Origin of the sequence: Sulfuriferula plumbiphila (genome assembly GCF_009938015.1) — a bacterium.
Lineage (GTDB): Bacteria > Pseudomonadota > Gammaproteobacteria > Burkholderiales > Sulfuriferulaceae > Sulfuriferula > Sulfuriferula plumbiphila.
On the sequence record NZ_AP021884.1, the window covers coordinates 324,397 to 341,858 of the forward strand.

General features: G+C 58.0%; 23 protein-coding genes and 2 pseudogenes. 14 read left to right on the forward strand and 11 right to left on the reverse strand.

Translation table 11 applies throughout. The features are described 5' to 3' along the window. Window positions 1-154: 154 nt before the first annotated feature. From GZH91_RS01645 to GZH91_RS01660, 4 genes are read right to left on the reverse strand one after another with little or no spacing between them, the layout of a single operon-like run. The gene (locus tag GZH91_RS01645; RefSeq protein ID WP_147072084.1) at window positions 155-700 is read right to left on the reverse strand and encodes a PD-(D/E)XK nuclease family protein; all 546 of its coding nucleotides are present in this window, start codon (window positions 698-700) and stop codon (window positions 155-157) included. Further along, entirely contained in the window at window positions 690-1,148 is a 459-nt protein-coding gene (locus GZH91_RS01650) for a CFI-box-CTERM domain-containing protein (RefSeq protein ID WP_147072082.1), read from the reverse strand. The genes GZH91_RS01645 and GZH91_RS01650 overlap by 11 nt, the downstream gene beginning before the upstream one ends. 52 nt (window positions 1,149-1,200) lie before the next feature. Next, on the reverse strand, window positions 1,201-1,479 hold the full coding sequence (locus GZH91_RS01655) for a hypothetical protein (protein ID WP_147072080.1): 279 nt from the start codon (window positions 1,477-1,479) through the stop codon (window positions 1,201-1,203). Continuing rightward, window positions 1,476-2,525 carry a PRTRC system protein D gene (locus tag GZH91_RS01660; RefSeq protein ID WP_147072078.1) on the reverse strand — a complete coding sequence of 350 codons (1,050 nt, stop codon included), beginning with the start codon at window positions 2,523-2,525 and terminating at the stop codon, window positions 1,476-1,478. Before GZH91_RS01660 ends, GZH91_RS01655 begins: the two co-directional genes overlap by 4 nt. A 1,143-nt stretch (window positions 2,526-3,668) precedes the next feature. Here GZH91_RS01660 and GZH91_RS01665 point away from each other — a divergent pair. After that, window positions 3,669-4,481 (forward strand): phage integrase N-terminal domain-containing protein, encoded by an 813-nt coding sequence (locus GZH91_RS01665; protein ID WP_147072076.1) that lies wholly within the window; start codon window positions 3,669-3,671, stop codon window positions 4,479-4,481. A gap of 392 nt (window positions 4,482-4,873) precedes the next feature. Here GZH91_RS01665 and GZH91_RS01670 read toward each other — a convergent pair whose 3' ends face one another. After that, window positions 4,874-5,143 carry a hypothetical protein gene (locus GZH91_RS01670; protein ID WP_147072074.1) on the reverse strand — a complete coding sequence of 90 codons (270 nt, stop codon included), beginning with the start codon at window positions 5,141-5,143 and terminating at the stop codon, window positions 4,874-4,876. Between the two features lie 104 nt (window positions 5,144-5,247). Between GZH91_RS01670 and GZH91_RS01675 the strand changes: the two genes are divergently transcribed. From GZH91_RS01675 to GZH91_RS01705, 7 genes and pseudogenes are all read left to right on the forward strand, one after another. Continuing rightward, a complete protein-coding gene (locus tag GZH91_RS01675; RefSeq protein ID WP_147072072.1) occupies window positions 5,248-5,751 on the forward strand; it encodes a hypothetical protein in 504 nt (167 codons plus the stop codon). Between the two features lie 248 nt (window positions 5,752-5,999). Beyond that, window positions 6,000-6,269, forward strand: a complete 270-nt coding sequence (locus GZH91_RS01680; RefSeq protein ID WP_147072070.1) for a DUF4258 domain-containing protein — start codon at window positions 6,000-6,002, stop codon at window positions 6,267-6,269. Further along, window positions 6,266-6,469 (forward strand): DUF2283 domain-containing protein, encoded by a 204-nt coding sequence (locus tag GZH91_RS01685; RefSeq protein WP_147072068.1) that lies wholly within the window; start codon window positions 6,266-6,268, stop codon window positions 6,467-6,469. The genes GZH91_RS01680 and GZH91_RS01685 overlap by 4 nt, the downstream gene beginning before the upstream one ends. 325 nt (window positions 6,470-6,794) lie before the next feature. After that, window positions 6,795-7,094: pseudogene (locus GZH91_RS01690) on the forward strand (type II toxin-antitoxin system TacA family antitoxin); the annotation flags it as partial. Further along, the gene (locus GZH91_RS01695) at window positions 7,063-7,623 is read left to right on the forward strand and encodes a hypothetical protein (protein WP_147072064.1); all 561 of its coding nucleotides are present in this window, start codon (window positions 7,063-7,065) and stop codon (window positions 7,621-7,623) included. The pseudogene GZH91_RS01690 and the gene GZH91_RS01695, both read left to right, overlap by 32 nt. Before the next feature lie 65 nt (window positions 7,624-7,688). Further along, window positions 7,689-7,949, forward strand: a complete 261-nt coding sequence (locus GZH91_RS01700) for a CopG family ribbon-helix-helix protein (protein ID WP_147072062.1) — start codon at window positions 7,689-7,691, stop codon at window positions 7,947-7,949. Next, on the forward strand, window positions 7,949-8,224 hold the full coding sequence (locus tag GZH91_RS01705; RefSeq protein ID WP_147072061.1) for a type II toxin-antitoxin system RelE/ParE family toxin: 276 nt from the start codon (window positions 7,949-7,951) through the stop codon (window positions 8,222-8,224). The genes GZH91_RS01700 and GZH91_RS01705 overlap by 1 nt, the downstream gene beginning before the upstream one ends. 91 nt (window positions 8,225-8,315) lie before the next feature. Here the strand turns inward: GZH91_RS01705 and GZH91_RS18350 are convergent, their stop codons facing one another. The 6 genes and pseudogenes from GZH91_RS18350 to GZH91_RS01730 all read right to left on the reverse strand — a co-directional run. Continuing rightward, on the reverse strand, window positions 8,316-8,510 hold the full coding sequence (locus GZH91_RS18350; protein WP_408646907.1) for an RES family NAD+ phosphorylase: 195 nt from the start codon (window positions 8,508-8,510) through the stop codon (window positions 8,316-8,318). Next, window positions 8,507-8,911, reverse strand: a complete 405-nt coding sequence (locus tag GZH91_RS01710; protein ID WP_147072060.1) for a DUF2384 domain-containing protein — start codon at window positions 8,909-8,911, stop codon at window positions 8,507-8,509. Before GZH91_RS01710 ends, GZH91_RS18350 begins: the two co-directional genes overlap by 4 nt. 102 nt (window positions 8,912-9,013) lie before the next feature. Then, on the reverse strand, window positions 9,014-9,838 hold the full coding sequence (locus tag GZH91_RS01715; protein ID WP_147072059.1) for a PRTRC system ThiF family protein: 825 nt from the start codon (window positions 9,836-9,838) through the stop codon (window positions 9,014-9,016). Then, window positions 9,826-10,521, reverse strand: coding sequence for a PRTRC system protein A (locus GZH91_RS01720; RefSeq protein ID WP_147072057.1), 696 nt, complete (start codon window positions 10,519-10,521; stop codon window positions 9,826-9,828). The genes GZH91_RS01715 and GZH91_RS01720 overlap by 13 nt, the downstream gene beginning before the upstream one ends. Further along, window positions 10,514-11,086 (reverse strand): PRTRC system protein B, encoded by a 573-nt coding sequence (locus GZH91_RS01725; RefSeq protein WP_232522202.1) that lies wholly within the window; start codon window positions 11,084-11,086, stop codon window positions 10,514-10,516. Before GZH91_RS01725 ends, GZH91_RS01720 begins: the two co-directional genes overlap by 8 nt. A 67-nt stretch (window positions 11,087-11,153) precedes the next feature. After that, a pseudogene (locus GZH91_RS01730) lies at window positions 11,154-11,831 on the reverse strand (autoinducer binding domain-containing protein); the annotation flags it as partial. A 161-nt stretch (window positions 11,832-11,992) separates the two neighbouring features. On the opposite strand from GZH91_RS01730, the gene GZH91_RS01735 reads away from it, so the two are divergent. The 6 genes from GZH91_RS01735 to GZH91_RS01760 all read left to right on the forward strand — a co-directional run bounded on the left by GZH91_RS01735 (window position 11,993) and on the right by GZH91_RS01760 (window position 17,461). After that, on the forward strand, window positions 11,993-12,427 hold the full coding sequence (locus GZH91_RS01735; RefSeq protein WP_223264522.1) for a DUF4902 domain-containing protein: 435 nt from the start codon (window positions 11,993-11,995) through the stop codon (window positions 12,425-12,427). 83 nt (window positions 12,428-12,510) lie between these two features. Beyond that, window positions 12,511-13,101, forward strand: a complete 591-nt coding sequence (locus tag GZH91_RS01740; RefSeq protein WP_147072053.1) for an acyl-homoserine-lactone synthase — start codon at window positions 12,511-12,513, stop codon at window positions 13,099-13,101. Between the two features lie 329 nt (window positions 13,102-13,430). Continuing rightward, entirely contained in the window at window positions 13,431-14,174 is a 744-nt protein-coding gene (locus GZH91_RS01745) for an RpiB/LacA/LacB family sugar-phosphate isomerase (RefSeq protein WP_147072052.1), read from the forward strand. Then, a complete protein-coding gene (locus GZH91_RS01750; RefSeq protein WP_147072050.1) occupies window positions 14,171-15,535 on the forward strand; it encodes an aminotransferase family protein in 1,365 nt (454 codons plus the stop codon). Before GZH91_RS01745 ends, GZH91_RS01750 begins: the two co-directional genes overlap by 4 nt. 40 nt (window positions 15,536-15,575) lie before the next feature. Then, window positions 15,576-16,310, forward strand: coding sequence for a methionine biosynthesis protein MetW (locus tag GZH91_RS01755; protein WP_161984135.1), 735 nt, complete (start codon window positions 15,576-15,578; stop codon window positions 16,308-16,310). Then, window positions 16,307-17,461, forward strand: a complete 1,155-nt coding sequence (locus tag GZH91_RS01760) for a LuxE/PaaK family acyltransferase (RefSeq protein ID WP_147072046.1) — start codon at window positions 16,307-16,309, stop codon at window positions 17,459-17,461. The genes GZH91_RS01755 and GZH91_RS01760 overlap by 4 nt, the downstream gene beginning before the upstream one ends. Window position 17,462: the final 1 nt, after the last annotated feature.

A 17,462-nucleotide genomic window follows, 5' to 3' on the forward strand; every position in this document is an offset into this window, starting at 1 on the left:
ATGCCGCCGATTGATACCCGCTTTTATACCCGCTATTTTTCGCGCTGCAAGTTTGCCGGTGCGGACGGCACCAGAGAACTTGACATTATCTCTTGTCTGCACTACGCGGGCAAGAAAAACACAGAAAAATACGAAGAATGCAGCAGCATATCGCCTAACAGACCAACGGCGGTTTGCATTGCTGCCTGAAAGCGCACTGTTCGCACAGACCGGACGAGCGGGCGTACCGCGCCTCTTTCCGATCGGCCAGAATGGCCTCTCGCCGTTTAGCCAGCGAGATTACTTCCTCGTGCGTCAGCAGTTGCACGCGATGGAGCGTCCTCCGCCCGCTTCCGGGTTGTTGGACGAGCACATAGCCGTGGGTCGCAATGAGTCCCTGGGTTTGTGCCGCCAACGCGGATCTTTGCGCAGATAGCTCGATCACGTCGGATAGATAGGGTCGATCGACGCGCCGTGTCTTGAGTTCTACCAAGGTGATGACACCTCGCACGTCACGATAGCCGCGATCCACCTTCGCAACCAGCGTTACCGGCCCGTTCGCTTTGAATATCCGCTCCGCATAAACCAATTCGGCGTCCTGCAGCTCCTTTGGTCGCCATGCTCTCTCCGATGCCACCAGGCGAGCACGCCGAACCCAACGAAGAAGGATCAACAGGGCGACAATAACGAATGCGAACGAGGTCAATTCGCTAGATGGCATGATCGCCTCCATTGCCACGTAGCGCGTGATCGACTATCCACACAATCGGTCTCAGCATCGTCCGGACAACGGGTTGCAGCCACGGACAGCGCTCCAGTACCATGCACACCCCGGGCGCCGTTCGATAGTACACCCCGATCAACCAGCGCCCCGTTGCGTTGGGACGCAATACCCGATCACGAAACATTCTGAGCGCGGTGACCTCACGACCCGGCCCGAAGGTGAGCGTTGCGATATAACAGCGCCCTTTCTTTTCAGACGTCCGGACTCCGTCCCGGTAAAACCGGTCGTGCTCTTTCAATCCGCGCCGGATCGCTGTGCGCTGAGATGCGGTGCTGCGCTTGCCATATCGGTGTTCAAAGACCACCAGACGTTCGCAAACCCCCATCTGCGCCAGCTCGGACGCGCTCACGGCTCTCGATTTTTTCTGCCGGGTTTTCCTATTCATGGAGAAAATTTCCTTGGCGCTTTCCATTTACTTTGGGGTCCACGTCCCACCGCTATTCGGTGATGGGTTCGTCGAACACCTGGTTGGTGATCGAAGCGTCGCCCCTATCGCGAGGCGCCGTTTCACTCTTGGCTTCAGCCATGTGTCCGGCAAATCCTATCGGCCAGTGCTGGGCCAGCAACCCTTCCTGCGCCAAAGTCCGAAGCCGGTTCACCCGCTTGGTACCTTTCTTGAACCGGATCAGCTCGTCGTAAAGACGCGGGTTGTCGGCACGCTCCAACTCAAATACCAGCCGGATAGGCTCTAGCGGAATCGATATGCCATCGTTCATATCGACTCTCCATCCATTTTGGATTCCGCCGCGTCGACACGCGCATCCTTTTCAAACGTGCTGCGGGCATAGTTCATTCCGGCGATCTGGAAGCCTTTCACGTTGGCGTAGATCGGATCCTTGATCTCGTGAATCTTGTGCTTCGGGAACGCATCCTTGACCGCCTTCTTGAACAGGAATGCGCCACCGCCGACCAGGATAATGTTCTGGAAGCCGTAGGACGTCTCGATCCACTGCATCATCGATGAAACCGCCTGCTGTGCGATCGTCCGGGCAATGGGCATCAGGCGGGACATGTCGTATGGTTTCTGATAAATCACCGGATTCCTGCCGGTGCGAAGTGCCATATCAATTGCATCGAAATCCCGATACGGCGTGCCGATGTCGTCGCTGATCTCAGTAGCGATCGCCTGCAGAACGTCGAACATGCCACGATTGATCGAGTGGCTCTTTTTCTGAACGAGGCGCATCCCTCGCGTGACCAGCCAATCGAACGTGCGGGCACCGGGGTCGATGATCAGGCTCTGTTCGTTCTCGATCGCCTTGAGTTTCTGATGCAGCGATGCGTAGTAGACCAACGCACCTTGCGGCTGGGCCACCGCAAGAGCCTTCCGTACCATCACAGTCCGGCCACCGCCAACCTCGTGCTTGCCGGTCATTGCCTTTTCCAGCGCCGCCTTCTTCGCGGCAAATGCTGCAACCGGCAGCCCGACCACCAGCAAATCGATCGTGTTGACTTTCATCAGGTTGAGCGCGCCGCGCAACAGTGCCGCGTACTCGGGTGTCTCAATGTAGCGGTCATGCATCTGGGTCGCCCGGAAAGTGTCAGCGGCCAAATTCACTTCCGGCCCCACTTCATAAAACAGCCCGTTGATCGGTACTGCGACGGTCTTACGTCGCTCAGCCGCCGGCACGGCAGACAGGTCACGCGCGCTCGGATAAGCGATCGAGGGGAAGGTGGTGCAACGGATTTCGTTGCCGCTACAACCAGTCACGTACTTGGTGTTGCCAAATCCAACATCTACTGCTCTAACGATCGTTTCCATGTCATCTCCGGTCAGGTCGATTGAATGCGACCAGCATCGACTATTCGATGCCGCCGCTCCACGCGAAACGCACACGGTGCAGACCGCATTTCGACACCAGATCGATGCCTATTGCCCCCACAGTGTCATCCAGGTCAAGCCAGAGTCACACCGGCGGGTGCCTCCGCAGATCGGTGCGTCTTCGCGTATCACTACGGTCACACCAGAAATGCACACGTCAAGGGCGCGCTACATCGGTCAACTCGAGATGGGGAACCAGAGGCGACTATTCCTCCCGTCAACCCCGCCTATAGCCTCGCTGCGGCCTCCTATCGGAAGATAATTGCGCATCAAGCACCCTATCCGACGCCACACGAAACCGCCGGAAAGCGCTTGACGCACGCTGCGCAATGCGGTCAACTGATCGTGCTCGAAAGGCTCCTTGCCCTGTTCCCATCGCGGGAACCAAAAGGCGTCGCGGTCGTTACCCGCCCTTGCAAGTCCGATCCTAGAATCGGTTTTGGCGCGACCCTCGAGGTCGTGCTGTGCAGTGAAACTCCCCGTAGTGCAATTCGCCTTTTGACTCTTCAGCAACACACCGCTGACTTTCCTCGAGAAAGCGTCAGGCCTTAGCAGATGGCTTATCCGGTGCCCGATGCCGGACCACTATTCCTCGTCACCCATTTTGAGCACGCGTTTCACGCAACGCGCGGCTGTGTTTGCCTGCTTAGGCTCCCCGCGCGTTTTGGCTTGAACACCTGACACCACCCCGGACTATCGGTAAGGGGCGGGCCCATGCAGGTGGGGTAACGGCTACCAAGAACTGATCCCCCCAGAGCGCGAGACTCGATCTCGACGCTGATGCCTTGCTATGACCCTTGAGGTCTGGCGGCGTCTCCAACCCCGTGCGGCGCAGAAATGCACAAGCGGGACGGATCAACAGAACCATTTTTAAGATTGACCGAGCTAGCCCCTCGCCCACGCATGGGGTTGGCGCATCTATGGGTAAGCGCAGCGACGCTCGTGGTCGCGCACTGCGCATTGAAATGACCACTGGACAGGTGTGGCGATGGAATCAGTCACCCTGGTCGACACTCTTTCGATTCCACGTTTGCTGGACCCGCCCGCTATTCGAGCGGCGGGCGGTCGACAACGGAGGACATCATGTCCAAAGCAACAGTTCACACCCGTACCTCGCGTACGGCGACCTCGCTCGTCCATCAACCGCGCCGCCGCCAGGAATGGAATGGACTCAGCGCACAGGAAATTCTTGCTCGCCACCCGACCGGTAAAACGCCACCGCTCAAGGTGCTCGAACTCTTGATCGATCTTTTCAACAAGCAGCACACGGCCAGGCACAAGGAGGTGTCCTTCAAGACGCGGCAAGAACGGGCGGACTTCCTGCGGCGATTTTTTCGCGACCTCAAACATAAGGCCGGATTCAAGACGCTGCCCGATCCGCGCAATCTGGGTGAGCGTCACATCAAAGCGATGGTGGCTGTTTGGCAAAAAGAAAAACTCGCACCGGCGACGATTCAGACTTACCTGAGTTTCTTGCGGGGGCTCGCCCAGTGGCTCGGGAAACACGGGCTGGTGAGACAGCCGCAGCACTATGGATTGAAACCCGATGAGTATGAGCGCCATGAGGCAGCCGAGCGAGACAAGAGTTGGTCTGCGCAACAGATCGATATCGATGGCCTCCTCGGGAAGATGTGCCGGTTCGACCCGTATGTGGGTGCGGCGATGTGGCTGGTTCGGACAATGGGCCTACGCAGGAAGGAGGCGATCATGTTCCGGCCCCACGTATGCGTCGTAGCGTTCGAAGCCACCGGACTGCCGCTCCACAAAAGGAAAGCCGACCTGTATGCGCGCATCAAGGGTGGCAGCAAGGGCGGTCGCGAGCGCTTCGTCGCATTGGACACACCGGAACGCGTTGCTGCGATCGAACATGCGCGGACGGTGGTCAACGAGGGATGAGGCTTGTCATAAGCGCCTCGACCCCTTCGCCATGCAAAAGCTGGCGGATAAAGGCAGGCTTGCGGGTGGCGTAGCGTCAAGAAGCCTCCCGTTCCCTTGAACGTGCCTGCGCACCGTGCAATACTCGAATCGCTTATTGTGGGTATCGTACCTACACAGCCTTCACTCGGACCTGTCTTCAGGCCTTCTGTGAAGTCCGGCATTCACTGCTGGCGTTGCGGTCGTTACCCGCCCTGAAGCGACCGGAAGCAATTCCGGTCAAGCCGCGAAAGTGGCTTCGTATCCATTCAGCCTCACCGCTGAATATTGTACATACCGGCAGGCCTTCGGGTCTGATGGTGAGATCGAAGCCGACGATTTGGTTCACGTCGAGCGTATCGCCCGCCAATGGGTCAAGATTTCTCGGGATAATCTGAAGAAGGCACGACGCTGAGTCGCGGTGGCAGTTTCGCACCCTTGGCCTTCGCCAGATCCTGAGCCAGCTTGTCCAGGAGATCCGGTCGTACTTCGCCCAACGCCTCGATCCAAGGAACGAGCGCGTTGACGAAGTCGTCCGGAGATTTCACGCCACCGAGGTCGACACCGAATCCTTGGTGTTCTTCGACCTTCTTGGCCGTGAATCGTAGTGAGTTGCCTGAACGAAGCATCGTGATGGCCTCCATATGAACGCTGGTCAGTTTATCAGTGTTTTACATCGCCGCAACCCTGGGGAGACTGCGCCGTTTCCCCACCGGGGATGGCGTTCCCCTTTTTTCCGGAGAACCCCATGTCCCAAGAGAAAATCCATCGTTCCCGCTCCCGACGCTTCGGCGTCGACTTCGAAGAAGAGAAAGCCTGGGTCAGCTTCTACCGCCGTGTCGGAAACCCCGCCATCGCCACCGAAGTGATGAACCAGCTCGAATCCGATCCGGAGATGAAGCGGACGCACCTCGCCCTCTATCTGCGCTGCAAGGAAACCCTGCGCACGCAGAAGGCACGGCTGGCGCGCAACAAGCGCATCGGCCAGTTCGTTCGCATGCTATCCAGTGCCATGTTTGTGGCGCCGGTCATCGCGATCCAGAGGTTGTTGCATCAAAGCGGCGAAATTGCCGTCGAGTGTCTGCCCAATGTCACCAGCGAACCCGCTGCGCGACGTGTCCGTAGCTTGACCAAGGAACACGGGTTCGCACAAGCGCAATCGGAATTCGGCAGTCGGGCTGCTGCACGACTTCCCAAGCAGGCCAGCGCTGAAGAGGCCAATGCATCTTCAACTGCCGCCAAGGCAGTGTGAGTGCTAGCGGTCCACGGCGAGCGTAGAAACCGGGAGGTCTTTCGAGCCACGCCAGTAGCTGCAATACGCGTGATAGGTTGATTTGCATCGCAATTGACAATGCGGATTCTGAATGCTAGTTTCACCTTGCTACTCAGTGCATTGCGTGCCAGAAAAGCCACTACAAGGGTAGCATCGAAAAAACCCAATCGGGGAACCCCGATTGGGGCGCCTCGGTTGTTAAAACAACCAAATGGAAAGGTGGCGCAATGGCCGATTTCTTTAGTCAGAGGTTCGGCAAAAACGTTTGGATCACTCGCCATGCCAGACAAAGTATGCAGCATCGAGGAATTGATGACGCAACGCTCGAGCAGATAGTCGAGGCTGGTGATATCAAACGAAAAGACGACGTGCATCTGTGGGTTTACATGCACATCGACGGGCGAACGGACAACATGATTTGCGCGGCAGCCGTTGAGTCGGAAGCCATCATTATCCAGACCGTCATGATTAGCTGGGAACTGGAGGACGAAATATGAAAATAACATACGATGATCAGGATGACATCCTCCACATCGAGTTCTCGAAGGAACCGATAATCAAGGATGTATCCCATGGCTGGAATGTCAATATTGGCTTTGGCACAAAGGGAATCGTGGAAATCACGATTCTTGAGGCTAAGGCGGGCGGTTACTGGCCGTTGGAAAATGCCAAGGAATTGCTGCTACTGGCAGCGTAATTCCACGTATCGAATGGACTGAATGCCCTGTCACCTTTTTGGTGGCGGGGCATTTCTATTTATGGGTATCCAACACAATTATCCGTTGATGGTGATCCATCCTTGACGCGAAGGCAATGCAGCGACGAAGGAGGGTGCTTATCTACCGCCACAGCAGCGCGAACGCTCGCGATCGCTTGTTAAGGCTGTGCGAAGGGCATTCCAACCCATCGCGGGTATGTCATGTACCCGCAAGAGTCGTGGTTCCGCGTTTCCGTTTAAGGTGACAAAATGACGCCACTAGTTATACTAAGCAAATCATAAAGATCGCTTAAGTCAGGAGGCTGACATGCTTGTTAATAAACGACTTACAGCCCGCATCACCGGCCATGTGCAGGATAAACTGCAAATGGCGGCAGATCTCGTGGGGGCGACGGTAAACCAGTTTGTTGTGCAGGCAGCCCTGGAAAAGGCGGAAAAGGTCATTGAAAGTGAATCGACGATTGTCCTGACTCGCAGGGAATCGTTGAGGCTGCTTGAATTGATCGAAAACCCGCCGCCCAGGAACGAAAAATTTCTTCAGGCAATGGCCCGGTATCAGAGGATGAAGAACAATGATCTTTCTACCACTGAACATCCGGCATGACAGGAAGGGATTTGACTGCGGTGACGGTGATCTCAATAAGTGGTTTGCTCAAGTAGCGAGGCAGCACAAGGAAAAGGGAGTTTCCTCGACCTTCGTGGCTGTTGCCGAGGAATCCAGTACGGAAGTGCTCGGATTCTACGCAATCACTTTCGCAGAATTGGTCAATGCCGATCTTCCTACGCAGTACCGAAAGCAGTTGCCTGAAAAGGTGCCTGTATTTCGGCTGGGAAGGTTGGCGACAGCCAATAAGCATAAAGGGCGAAGGATCGGTGAATCCTTGCTGTTTGATGCGATAGATCGAGTCGCTCGCATTTCCCAAGAGATCGGCGAAATTGGCCTTGTGTGGCACTTTTACCCTGAAAATTGGCCTATTCGCTTCGTTATGCCGTTAGCCCAGAGTGGTTGTACGGCTGTATCTGCTGATATTCCTGAATCGCCGTTCCCGCTGCTTATTCCGATGAAACCCGACCACCTACCGCTGATTCTAATTGCAAGCTCGCCACGCATTCCGAGGTATACCCCAAACTGACAATACGATCTTGATTTAATCGTATTAAATCACTATGATTTAAATTAATTCAAGAGGAGTCACTCATGAACACCAAAGTACTTACCGCCCATGTCCCACTACCGCTTGCCGAAAAGGTTGATCAGATGGCCGCTCGCTTGGAGCGCTCGCGTGGCTGGATTGTGAAGCAAGCATTGGCAGCCTGGATCGACCAGGAAGAAGAACGCAGCCGTTTGACACGGGAGGCACTAGCAGATGTTGATGCCGGGCACGTCATCGACCACCAAGCTGTGCAAGCGTGGGCTGATAGCCTCGGTACCGACAGGCCGCTGCCGGTGCCGCGCTGATGGAACTGAAATGGACGAGCAAAGGGCTATCCGATCTCGCGCGGCTTTATGAGTTCCTGGCTCCGGTGAACGGGCAGGCCGCCGCGCGCACGGTGCAATCCCTGACCGCCGCGCCGGTCAGCCTACTGGCGAATCCACGCATCGGAGAGAAGTTGGAGGAGTTCGAGCCCCGCGAGGTGCGGCGCATTATGGTCGGGCACTATGAAATGCGCTACGAGATTCAGGAATCCACGCTTTACGTGCTGCGGTTCTGGCACACGCGGGAAGACCGGTAGGGATGTTTGCCGGCGAGAAACCGAGAAACGATTTCTTACGTGAGGCTACCCCAATCGTTTCTGGTGGCAGGTTTTGCACGGAACAGGTGGCCTACTTTTCATTGTTATCGGTGGCGGGTTTGGAGTGGAATACGCATTCTGCTTCCAGCGCCAGAAGAGTACCCACGCCAGGTCGGTTGACTCGGCCCCCATGCTTCGCGGCACCCGCTCCGCTGGTTGGCGCAACGGCCCACTTCGGCGCATGCATTCGGTAGACCGTCACGTTGTCCAGCCGCGCCAAGATCATCCCGCCGCCCCGGCTTCCAGCGACTCAATGTAGCGCAGCAAGTCTTCCGTACGTCCATCTGTCACCAAATGTTCGGCCGTTTTGTAGCCGAAGGTGGGTAGCGGTTCATTGCGATACCAGAAGATGGCGCGGTCGACATCGCCAGACAGGTCGGTTGCAGCGCGAAGCACTCTGAGCGCTTCGCGCAGAAAGCGCTGCACACTTTCGGACGCAGGGGCGCGGCTGAGGGTATTGCGGTGGACATGCGCCTGCGCGGCCAGCGTCTGCAGATCAATGCTCAATACCTCACTGAACCGATTCGGCGAAAGCGTCGAGGCACCTGCCCCCTCCTCGCGGAGGAAATCCAGAAAGCCCTCGAAGTTTTTGCTGAACGTTGGAACGGCATGGGCGGCGGTTGTCATAGGGGTTAGCTCCGAAGCAAAGAACGAACTGTTTATGCATCATTTACGCACTTTTTATGAATCGTGTCAAGCGCACCTCTGTTCTGCCGTGTCTGCCGCACGTCATGCAGCTTGTTCCAATTGGCCGTCACCATCGTTGACCTGATAGCCGAACCGCCGCCACGCAACCACGTCCACCTCGATGGGGCCGCTGCGTTTGGAGTCGAGATTGACCAGCACGCCGTGCTGCCGAATCCGTCCGTTGGAAAACAGTTCATACAGCAGTTGGGCCGCAAACCGTACCGCCACATCGTTGATGAACAGGCCCTGCGAAGCCAATGACATGCGCACCGAGCACGAAGGGGTATTGTCATCCGGCACCGACTCGTCCAGCAGTTCCGGAAAAAGCTCCGTGACGCACGGCAAGCGCGGGGAACGACCGGTCTGGTGTCGCCCCCATCGCCGGGGCGCTTCGCCAAGCACCACCTGCGCCGTCGCTTCTGTATTGCCGAGATCGAGCCAATAGCGGCAATGCCCGTTGCCCTCGAACACCCACGCATGGATTGCCTGCCGCGCCGTTCGCGTGTCCACGCAACTCACGATCAGATCGGCGCTCGGACGGTGCAGGCTGTTGCGCTGGCAATCCTCGTATCGATGGGGGTGAGCAATCCAGTCCAGCCCATAGAATTGGTTTAGCCGGTGGATGGTCACCACGGACTTGAAACGCCCCACATCGACCGGACTGTAAAGCTGGCGACCTACGTTCGCCTCACTCACGCGGTCACCATCGAACGCAGTGACATGCAGGCCGTAAGGGTGTCCGAGCGCTTTCATCGCGATATCGAGCCGCGCCAGACATGCCGCCATTTGCGCACCATTGCCGCCAACGCCAATCAAGTGAATCTGCACCCGCTTATCCAGCAGGCTTGCATCGATCAAATGTTCCATTGCCCACCTCGCGCCAAACCCAACCACTTCAGTATCAGCCAGCACGAACCCGCCTCAAGGTCGTCCTCCGGCGGCTTTGCCGCTTCCCAGGGGTGACGCAGCGATTGGTAATACCCGTTCACCGCGAGCCGGAAGGCCGCACTCGGCCTTGCCTGATGCAAATGGCCGAATACCCCGGCGACTTTGACGCCTTGATCGTCCCGGTTGTCGGTCGGCGACCAGAATGCCGGTGACCGGCCATGCGTGTGCAAGTCGATGGCGATGGATTCATCTTCCTCCAACTTCGGCATCCGGTAATCGATACCGTCCGGTGATGTCTGTAGCGCGTCATACATCTGCAGGCGCAGCCCATTGGTGCGGCGCGAATAGATAAGACCGCCTGCGGCCTCGTTCGGCAGCCGCGCTCGTCCTGCCTCGATGAATGCTTCCAGCAGGCGCACCGGGATCACGCCGAACGCGAATGCAATGCGCTCCTGAACCGTCCCATAGGGCAGCGGTGGGGCCGAAGCGACATCCGCAAGGCGCAGGGTGCAGTCCAGCCAGTCGAGCTTCATCTGGATGAACACGCCGTTGGCAGCGACGACGACCCGTTGACCATTTTTCATCTCAGGCAGCACTCCGAAACGCGGCGCGGCCAAGATCGGACACGTTCTCTGCAACGCCACATCACGCGGATCAATCATCGTCCTGCGCTCCCATCCCTAACAATTTGCCGAGCGTAGTCTTGGCATCGATCAACACGCGCTCGGGAAATTTCTTGAATTTGCCGTCCAACATGTCGCGCCAGAACGGATAAGCGCCACCGCGATACCGAACCAGCTTTCCCTGGCTATTCGGATGCGTGAAAAACGAGCCCAGGAAGGCGGCGTTCCATGCGTCGATTTTTTCGGTGGCCGTCCCCTCGGGGACTTGGACATTGCCACGGCAAATATCGCCACCTTCCCATACGTTGAAATACGGCGACTGGAACAATGGGGTCTGCAAAGCAGGGCGGCTCCGCCCCTTGACCGCCCACACCTTCCATACGCGGCTCGACGCCGCGAACACCAGCCCCGGATGCGGCACGACCTCACCACGTTCCGGCGCACCCAATTCCGGTGCGCGGAAAACGATATGGCGCTTGGCTGGTGGCACCCACCACAGCAGCAGATCGCCATCCATGTAGAGCACCGTCTCCGGCAGGAATCCGCCATGCGCGACGCTCTTCGACAAAGCACGGGCAAGTTGAATCGCCGCGCGCGGCGTCATCGCCTGACCGGCGAGAATGACCGGCGCACCGTCCACTTCCTCGACCTGGTGTAGCTGCCCAAATCACCGCGGCGGTCTTGTTGGCGACGTGCAGTTTGACCATGGCATTATTGATATGGAAGTTGACCGTGCGCTCGGCGATATGGAGAATATCCGCAATCTCACCGGAGGTCTTGCCATCGCCGGTCCAACGGAGTACCTCGATCTCCCGATCAGACAACTGCCCCCCAGCTTCCGGCAGCAGCTTGGGCGCCAGCAGGCGCGACATGCCCAGATGGGCCGCCTGGGCCAGCCAAGCCATTTTGAATCCTTTATCCTGCAGTTCGGCCGCGGACAGGGCTTCGCCCGAACGCGCCAACGTTAACATCCCGCGCACACCGTTTACATTGCGACAAGCCTGCGCCCAGCCTACCGCCAGCCCGAAGGAGCGGGCCTCTTCCCAGAAGGCGCGCTGGGGGGCGAACAGGCCATCAGACCAGAGGACGGACGACAGCGAACGCATGCCATGCTGCACGGTCGGGTCGACGGCAATATACCGCTGCTCTTGATAGCGTCTTTGCCAAGTGGCCGGGTAATTGTTGAACAGCGCTGTCTTGGGATGCGTAAGGGGGAGGGGCATGCGCAGACCGTAGGCGCAGTAATCGAAGTTGAGTGGGCGCGCTAGCAACACGAGCAATGAAAATAACTGGTGTTCACATTGGACAGTCTGCAGCGCGTGCAGCTGCTCTTCCTGCCAGACATCCATAATACCCCCTTTGTCTCCGGGCTTCAGCCCTCTGGACGCAATCGGTACACCGGGATCCAACTGTGAATATCTTATACCTGCCTGTCAGGGTTGACACTAGCGTGCCACGAAACGGTCATATATCCTTTTTCACAAGCACTTTGCGAGAGAATGGAACGACCATGAATGATCAGTCCGATACCGAGACACACACTCATGCCCAAGAGACCATGATGTACTTGTCCCGGGACGGCTATGTGCGCCTGACGCCGGAAACCCTGTTAGCAACCCCGTTGCGGCATCTCTTATCCGGCCTGGATGAAGATAAAGCCATGCCCTCCCACACGGGGGCGCGCCTGACCCGCATTGCCGGCTACACGGAGTGGGTCAGTAGCACGACACCGATCCTCACTCTGGGGTGGGACTGGCAGCTGGATGGGGCATCTAGTCAAGTGCACTACGCAAGCCTGGGTACCCCGCGAAGCAATGTCATGCTCGTGGATGCGGAGCAACACGACCTAGGGGCCGCCAGGACTTTGATGCTGCTTGAAACTGCCATTGATACGCTGGCCTGGCAGGAGGCTGTCCATCGGCACCTCAGTACCCGATACGCCTGATCACCTGTCAAGGTTGACAGTTATGCAGGCACTTAGGCCTTGCTAGAGTTCTCTCCAGTGACAAGATATTGTTCGGGGGAAATATGCAGGTCATATCCGGCACACTAGAGCATCTTCCACAGGATTTGTATGCGGAAGTAGCCTGTTATCGCCACCGGGTGTTTGTCGAGCAGCTCGGCTGGGCGCTTCGCTCGCAACAGTCCATGGAATCGGATCAGTTTGACCGTCCGGATACCGTGTACGTCGTGGCGCAGGATGACGCAGACCAGGTCCTCGGCTGCGCCCGCCTTCTTCCCACCACCCACCCCTATCTCCTGGGGGAAGTTTTTCCCCAGCTGCTCAATGGTTTGCCACCACCCTGCTCTTCGGAAGTCTGGGAGCTGTCACGTTTCGCGGCCGTGGATCTCAACAGTCAAACCCCAGCATCGGGCCAGTTTTCGTCGCCGGTTGCGATCAAGTTGCTGCAGGAAGCGATGGTGTGCGCCGCCGCGCTTGGCGCAAAGCGACTGATCACAGTATCACCGCTGGGTGTGGAAAGATTGTTGCATAGGGTGGGATTTCATGCACATCGAGCCGGGCCGCCAATGATTATTGACGACCATCCGGTATTCGCCTGCTGGATTGAGCTGGACGGCGTTTGTAATAATAAAGGCAATGCCGACTGGCGACAATGAAAGCCATTTATGAGGGATATCTCCGGGTTAGACTGTTTCTCAAATTTAATGATGCCTCATTTTAAGGTGGAGAAAACGTTATGCGCTACTTGGATGTGATTCTGGATAAACCTATCCCCAAAGATGTGCTGAACAGGGCTGCTGGCAACGGTTTCATAACTGGCGCAAGGTGATCAGCATGCAAGCGACATTGAAGAAGGCCTGATACATATGCATATGGATGTGTCGCACCCAACGGATACCTACCGCGTCAACGAAGTGATCACGATCATAAAAATACGCAGTGGTGCCTTGATAATGTATGCATGATGCAGAGAGGGATTAATTAAATGCGCGTCGCTATCGTCAACGAAATCTCCACCATCGACAAGAATCCCGCGATCGTCGCGGCCCTGAGCTCGAGCGGGCACGAGATCATCAACGCCGGCATGGCGCCGGATCGACGGCCGCACGACCTGACATACATCCACACCGGGCTGCTTTCGGCTTTACTGCTCGACACGGGTGCCGCCGAATTCGTCGTCGGCGGCTGTGGTACTGGCATCGGCTACCTCAACTCGATCATGCAATACCCAGGCGTGGTCTGCGGGCTTGTCACGAACCCGCTCGATTCATGGTTGTTCGCGCGGATCAACGGCGGCAACGCGGCGGCGCTCCAATTGAATCAGGGCTACGGATGGGCGGGAGAGGTGAATCTTTCGTTTCTGCTGGAACCTTTGTTCGGCATCGATAGCCGCGAATGGGGCGTCGGCTATCCCGCTCACCGGCGCGAGTCACAGAATGCCAGCCGTGCGTGCCTGCGCGAATTGTCGCGGATATCGCATATGCCCATGGCGGAAATCGTTCGGCGAATACCGGACGATACTATGGCGCCTATACTCACGTTTCCGGGCATAGCCGATCTCCTCGACGCCCGCCAGAATGCCCGCTGCGAGACGAGTCGCGCGCTGCATCAAAAGCTCGTCGACTATGAGTACGCACGATCTCGGCCACTGATCGATTCGGATGGTAAGGATTCGCGTATTCGGGAATGTATGGAGCAGAAAGTTACTAAACGAGCACTTATATCATGACGGAAAGTAATTCGTTGGCGCAAAAGTTGGATTGCCTGTGGATGCCCTTCACCGACATGCAGGCGTTTGCACGAGATCCCTTGGTGCTGCAGAAGGCGGAGGGCCCGTATGTCTACGACATCGACGGAAACGAGTATTTGGATTGCATATCCTCGCTTTGGCACGTCGGGGTCGGCCACGGTAACCGCCACTATCTCGACCGGATCAAAGCGCAACTCGATGGCGCCCTGACGTCGGCATCACTGTTCGGTTCGGCGCACATGGCAGCGTTGGATCTGGCCTCCCGGCTGGTCGCCTTCGTGGACGACGCGCGGCTGAGGAAGGTATTTTTTTCCTCGGGCGGGTCGGAGGCCGTCGAGACCGCCCTGAAGGTCGCCATCCAGTACAACAAGATTCGCGGCCGCGGAGGCGACAAGGTCGTGTATCTCAAGCGCGCTTACCACGGCGTGACGCTCGGCGCGCTGTCCGCCATGGGCATCGAAGGCGATCGCATGGGATTCGAGGCGCATCTGTCGCGCGAGTTTATCGCCGCGGAGAGTCCGCATTGTTACCGCTGCCCCTACGGCCTTTCGCGCCCCCGGTGCGAGCTCGCATGCGCGAAATCGCTGGAGCGGCTCATAGCACAGCACCCTGGCGAGATCACGACGTTGATCGTCGAGCCGGTGCAAGGGGCGGGCGGGATCATCGTGCCGCCGCCTGATTATTTGCGCGAGCTGCACCGCATTTGCCGCGAGCATGACATCGTCTTCATCCTCGACGAAGTCGTGACCGGCTATTGGCGTACCGGAGCGCGGTTCGCATTCCAGGCGGAGGGCGTGGCGCCCGATATCTTGGTGTTGTCGAAAGGTATGAGCGGCGGCGTGCTACCTCTGGGCGCGACGGTGGTGAGCCGCGAAATCTTCGACACGTTCACCGCTGCCGACGAGGTGTTCATGCACGGCAATACGTACGGCGGGAATCCACTCTCGTGCGCGGCCGGGATCGCCCACCTGGAGTTCGTGTCGCGGCCGGAGTTCGCGGCGCGGGTGCACGCCCTCGTGGGGGAATTCGCTGCCGGTCTCGAGGCCCTCAAACACCATGACCTGGTCGGCGATATTCGCCAAAAGGGGTTGATGGCGGGGATCGAGCTTGTCACTGACCGCGTGACCAAGGAGCCGTACAAGCCGCAGCGGCCGCTCGCGCTCTTGGCAAGACGCCACGGCCTGTTGTTGCGTCCGCTGGGCAATGTGATCACGCTGTTTCCGATGATGACGGTCACGCCATCCGCGCTCGTGGATATGTTTGTGCGGCTCGACGCGTTTTTGCATGATCTCGGGCGCATGTCGAAGCGCGGCGGCCCGCGCCTGGCGGCAGGTGGGTGATTCGCGAGGACATACTTGGGTGCGAGCAACGAGGGATATTATGAACGTGCTACGAAGGTTGTTTGGCCTGGCTCCCATGACGGGCGGCTATCCAGCACCCGTATTGCCAGAAATGGACTATGAGCGGTATTGGGAGGTCAGGGCGGCGAGGCCACTACCACCGCGGGTGTGCGCAATTACCGAGCTTCTCTGCCCCAATTCCAGCGTGCTCGACATCGGTTGCGGGGACGGTGAGCTGTACTCGTACGCCACGCGCAAGGTCGATAGTCTCGATTGGTTCGGCCTCGACGTATCGACGATCGCGCTCGAAAAGGCGAGGAAGAAGGGTATGCGCTGCATGCAGGTGGACATCACCCGCCCGGGGTTCGAGGTCCCGGACCAGTACGACTACATCGTCATCACGGAAGTGCTCGAGCACATCCTCAACCCGGAACAGGTGTTGCGCAAGGTGGCTTCGCACTTCCGCTTGGCGCTGATATTGACGATTCCCAACATTGCCTACTACAAGCATCGCTGGCGCATGCTCACGGGACGCTTTCCCATCCAATGGCAGTGGCATCCCAGCGAGCACGTGCGCTACTGGTCGTTCACGGACTTCGGCGCGACGTTGGAAACGCTCGGGTTCGCGCGCTACTGCATGCTCACGACCAACGGCTTCCCGTTCGAGAACGCGAGCGAGCCCGGCTGGCATCGCGCGTGGCCCAATATGTTGGCGGAAGGCGCCGTATTCTATATTCCCGCCCCGGCCAGCGGCGCAGCGGGGGTGGAAGCGTGAGCGAGACAATGGGCGCGACACTAAAGATGTCTTACGCGCATCCCGAGCGGGTAATTACGCCGGACGCATTCGACTTCAACGCATACCAAGACGAAACCATATTCCACTGGGACGAGCGTCGGCGCACTGCATTCCAGCAGGAATATGTACGCACTGCCTTCGCCTGGCATTTCGAGCGCTGCCGCGACTACCGGCGCTATGCCGAGGGGCAAGGAATAGGCCCAGAGGCGCTGCGCCGCGGGAATATCCTGAACCGGGTGCCGCAGATACCGACGATTCTGTTCAAGAGCACCGAGATTCTAAGCGTGGCGCGAGACGACATCGCAAAGACGTGCGAGAGCAGTGGGACGCGTGGTCGCGTCAGCCGCGTATTCCGCGACGAGGTCACGCTGGACCGGCTGCTGTGCTCGATCATCGCGGGCATGAAGTACATCTACGACATCGACAACGATAGGGCCATCGTCCTCAATCTCGGCCCGAGCACCGAGGAGGCCGGAGACATATGGTTCTCGTATGTCACGAGCATCGCCGATCTCTTGTACAAAACATACTACTTCGTGGCCGAGCAAAAGTACCTTTTGCCGCAACTTGTTGACTTCCTCGCGGAGTATCGGAGCGAAAAGACGCCGATCTTGCTCGGCGCGCCCATCATGTTCAAGCACCTGCTCGCATACATGGAGGAAAAGAACCTGCGTCTGCGCATGCCGCTTGGCGCGCTTGTCATTACCGCGGGCGGATGGAAGAAGTACTCGGGCGAAGCTATACAGCGTGATCGTCTGGAACTCCTGCTGAGCGAGCGGCTGGGCGTGCGCGCCGAAAACGTGCGTGACTCGTTCAACCAGGTCGAACTCAATACGGTCATATTCGAATGTCAACATAAACGCAAGCACGTGCCGCCGTGGCTCAAGGTGATCGCGCGCAATCCGACCACCTTGATGGACGTCGGGGAGGATCGCTCGGGCATTCTGTCCTATCTGGACGCCAGCAACGTGAGCTATCCCTGCTTCATCATCTCCGAGGATATAGGTCGTGTGATCGGCGGGTGCCCGTGCGGGCGCACGGGTCAGGTGATCGAGGTAGAGCGGCGCGTGAACCGAGTTGAGTCGCGCGGTTGCGCGATCAAGATGGACAGCTACGTGGCGGAGGCATAGC

What these genes read in the sequence shown, in the direction of transcription:
- GZH91_RS01645 (WP_147072084.1), bottom strand. Translation starts at nt 700, where the DNA reads ATGCCATCTAGCGAATTGACCTCGTTCGCATTCGTTATTGTCGCCCTG.
- GZH91_RS01650 (WP_147072082.1), bottom strand. Translation starts at nt 1,148, where the DNA reads ATGAATAGGAAAACCCGGCAGAAAAAATCGAGAGCCGTGAGCGCGTCC.
- GZH91_RS01655 (WP_147072080.1), bottom strand. Translation starts at nt 1,479, where the DNA reads ATGAACGATGGCATATCGATTCCGCTAGAGCCTATCCGGCTGGTATTT.
- GZH91_RS01660 (WP_147072078.1), bottom strand. Translation starts at nt 2,525, where the DNA reads ATGGAAACGATCGTTAGAGCAGTAGATGTTGGATTTGGCAACACCAAG.
- GZH91_RS01665 (WP_147072076.1), top strand. Translation starts at nt 3,669, where the DNA reads ATGTCCAAAGCAACAGTTCACACCCGTACCTCGCGTACGGCGACCTCG.
- GZH91_RS01670 (WP_147072074.1), bottom strand. Translation starts at nt 5,143, where the DNA reads ATGGAGGCCATCACGATGCTTCGTTCAGGCAACTCACTACGATTCACG.
- GZH91_RS01675 (WP_147072072.1), top strand. Translation starts at nt 5,248, where the DNA reads ATGTCCCAAGAGAAAATCCATCGTTCCCGCTCCCGACGCTTCGGCGTC.
- GZH91_RS01680 (WP_147072070.1), top strand. Translation starts at nt 6,000, where the DNA reads ATGGCCGATTTCTTTAGTCAGAGGTTCGGCAAAAACGTTTGGATCACT.
- GZH91_RS01685 (WP_147072068.1), top strand. Translation starts at nt 6,266, where the DNA reads ATGAAAATAACATACGATGATCAGGATGACATCCTCCACATCGAGTTC.
- GZH91_RS01695 (WP_147072064.1), top strand. Translation starts at nt 7,063, where the DNA reads ATGATCTTTCTACCACTGAACATCCGGCATGACAGGAAGGGATTTGAC.
- GZH91_RS01700 (WP_147072062.1), top strand. Translation starts at nt 7,689, where the DNA reads ATGAACACCAAAGTACTTACCGCCCATGTCCCACTACCGCTTGCCGAA.
- GZH91_RS01705 (WP_147072061.1), top strand. Translation starts at nt 7,949, where the DNA reads ATGGAACTGAAATGGACGAGCAAAGGGCTATCCGATCTCGCGCGGCTT.
- GZH91_RS18350 (WP_408646907.1), bottom strand. Translation starts at nt 8,510, where the DNA reads ATGATCTTGGCGCGGCTGGACAACGTGACGGTCTACCGAATGCATGCG.
- GZH91_RS01710 (WP_147072060.1), bottom strand. Translation starts at nt 8,911, where the DNA reads ATGACAACCGCCGCCCATGCCGTTCCAACGTTCAGCAAAAACTTCGAG.
- GZH91_RS01715 (WP_147072059.1), bottom strand. Translation starts at nt 9,838, where the DNA reads ATGGAACATTTGATCGATGCAAGCCTGCTGGATAAGCGGGTGCAGATT.
- GZH91_RS01720 (WP_147072057.1), bottom strand. Translation starts at nt 10,521, where the DNA reads ATGATTGATCCGCGTGATGTGGCGTTGCAGAGAACGTGTCCGATCTTG.
- GZH91_RS01725 (WP_232522202.1), bottom strand. Translation starts at nt 11,086, where the DNA reads ATGACGCCGCGCGCGGCGATTCAACTTGCCCGTGCTTTGTCGAAGAGC.
- GZH91_RS01735 (WP_223264522.1), top strand. Translation starts at nt 11,993, where the DNA reads ATGAATGATCAGTCCGATACCGAGACACACACTCATGCCCAAGAGACC.
- GZH91_RS01740 (WP_147072053.1), top strand. Translation starts at nt 12,511, where the DNA reads ATGCAGGTCATATCCGGCACACTAGAGCATCTTCCACAGGATTTGTAT.
- GZH91_RS01745 (WP_147072052.1), top strand. Translation starts at nt 13,431, where the DNA reads ATGCGCGTCGCTATCGTCAACGAAATCTCCACCATCGACAAGAATCCC.
- GZH91_RS01750 (WP_147072050.1), top strand. Translation starts at nt 14,171, where the DNA reads ATGACGGAAAGTAATTCGTTGGCGCAAAAGTTGGATTGCCTGTGGATG.
- GZH91_RS01755 (WP_161984135.1), top strand. Translation starts at nt 15,576, where the DNA reads ATGAACGTGCTACGAAGGTTGTTTGGCCTGGCTCCCATGACGGGCGGC.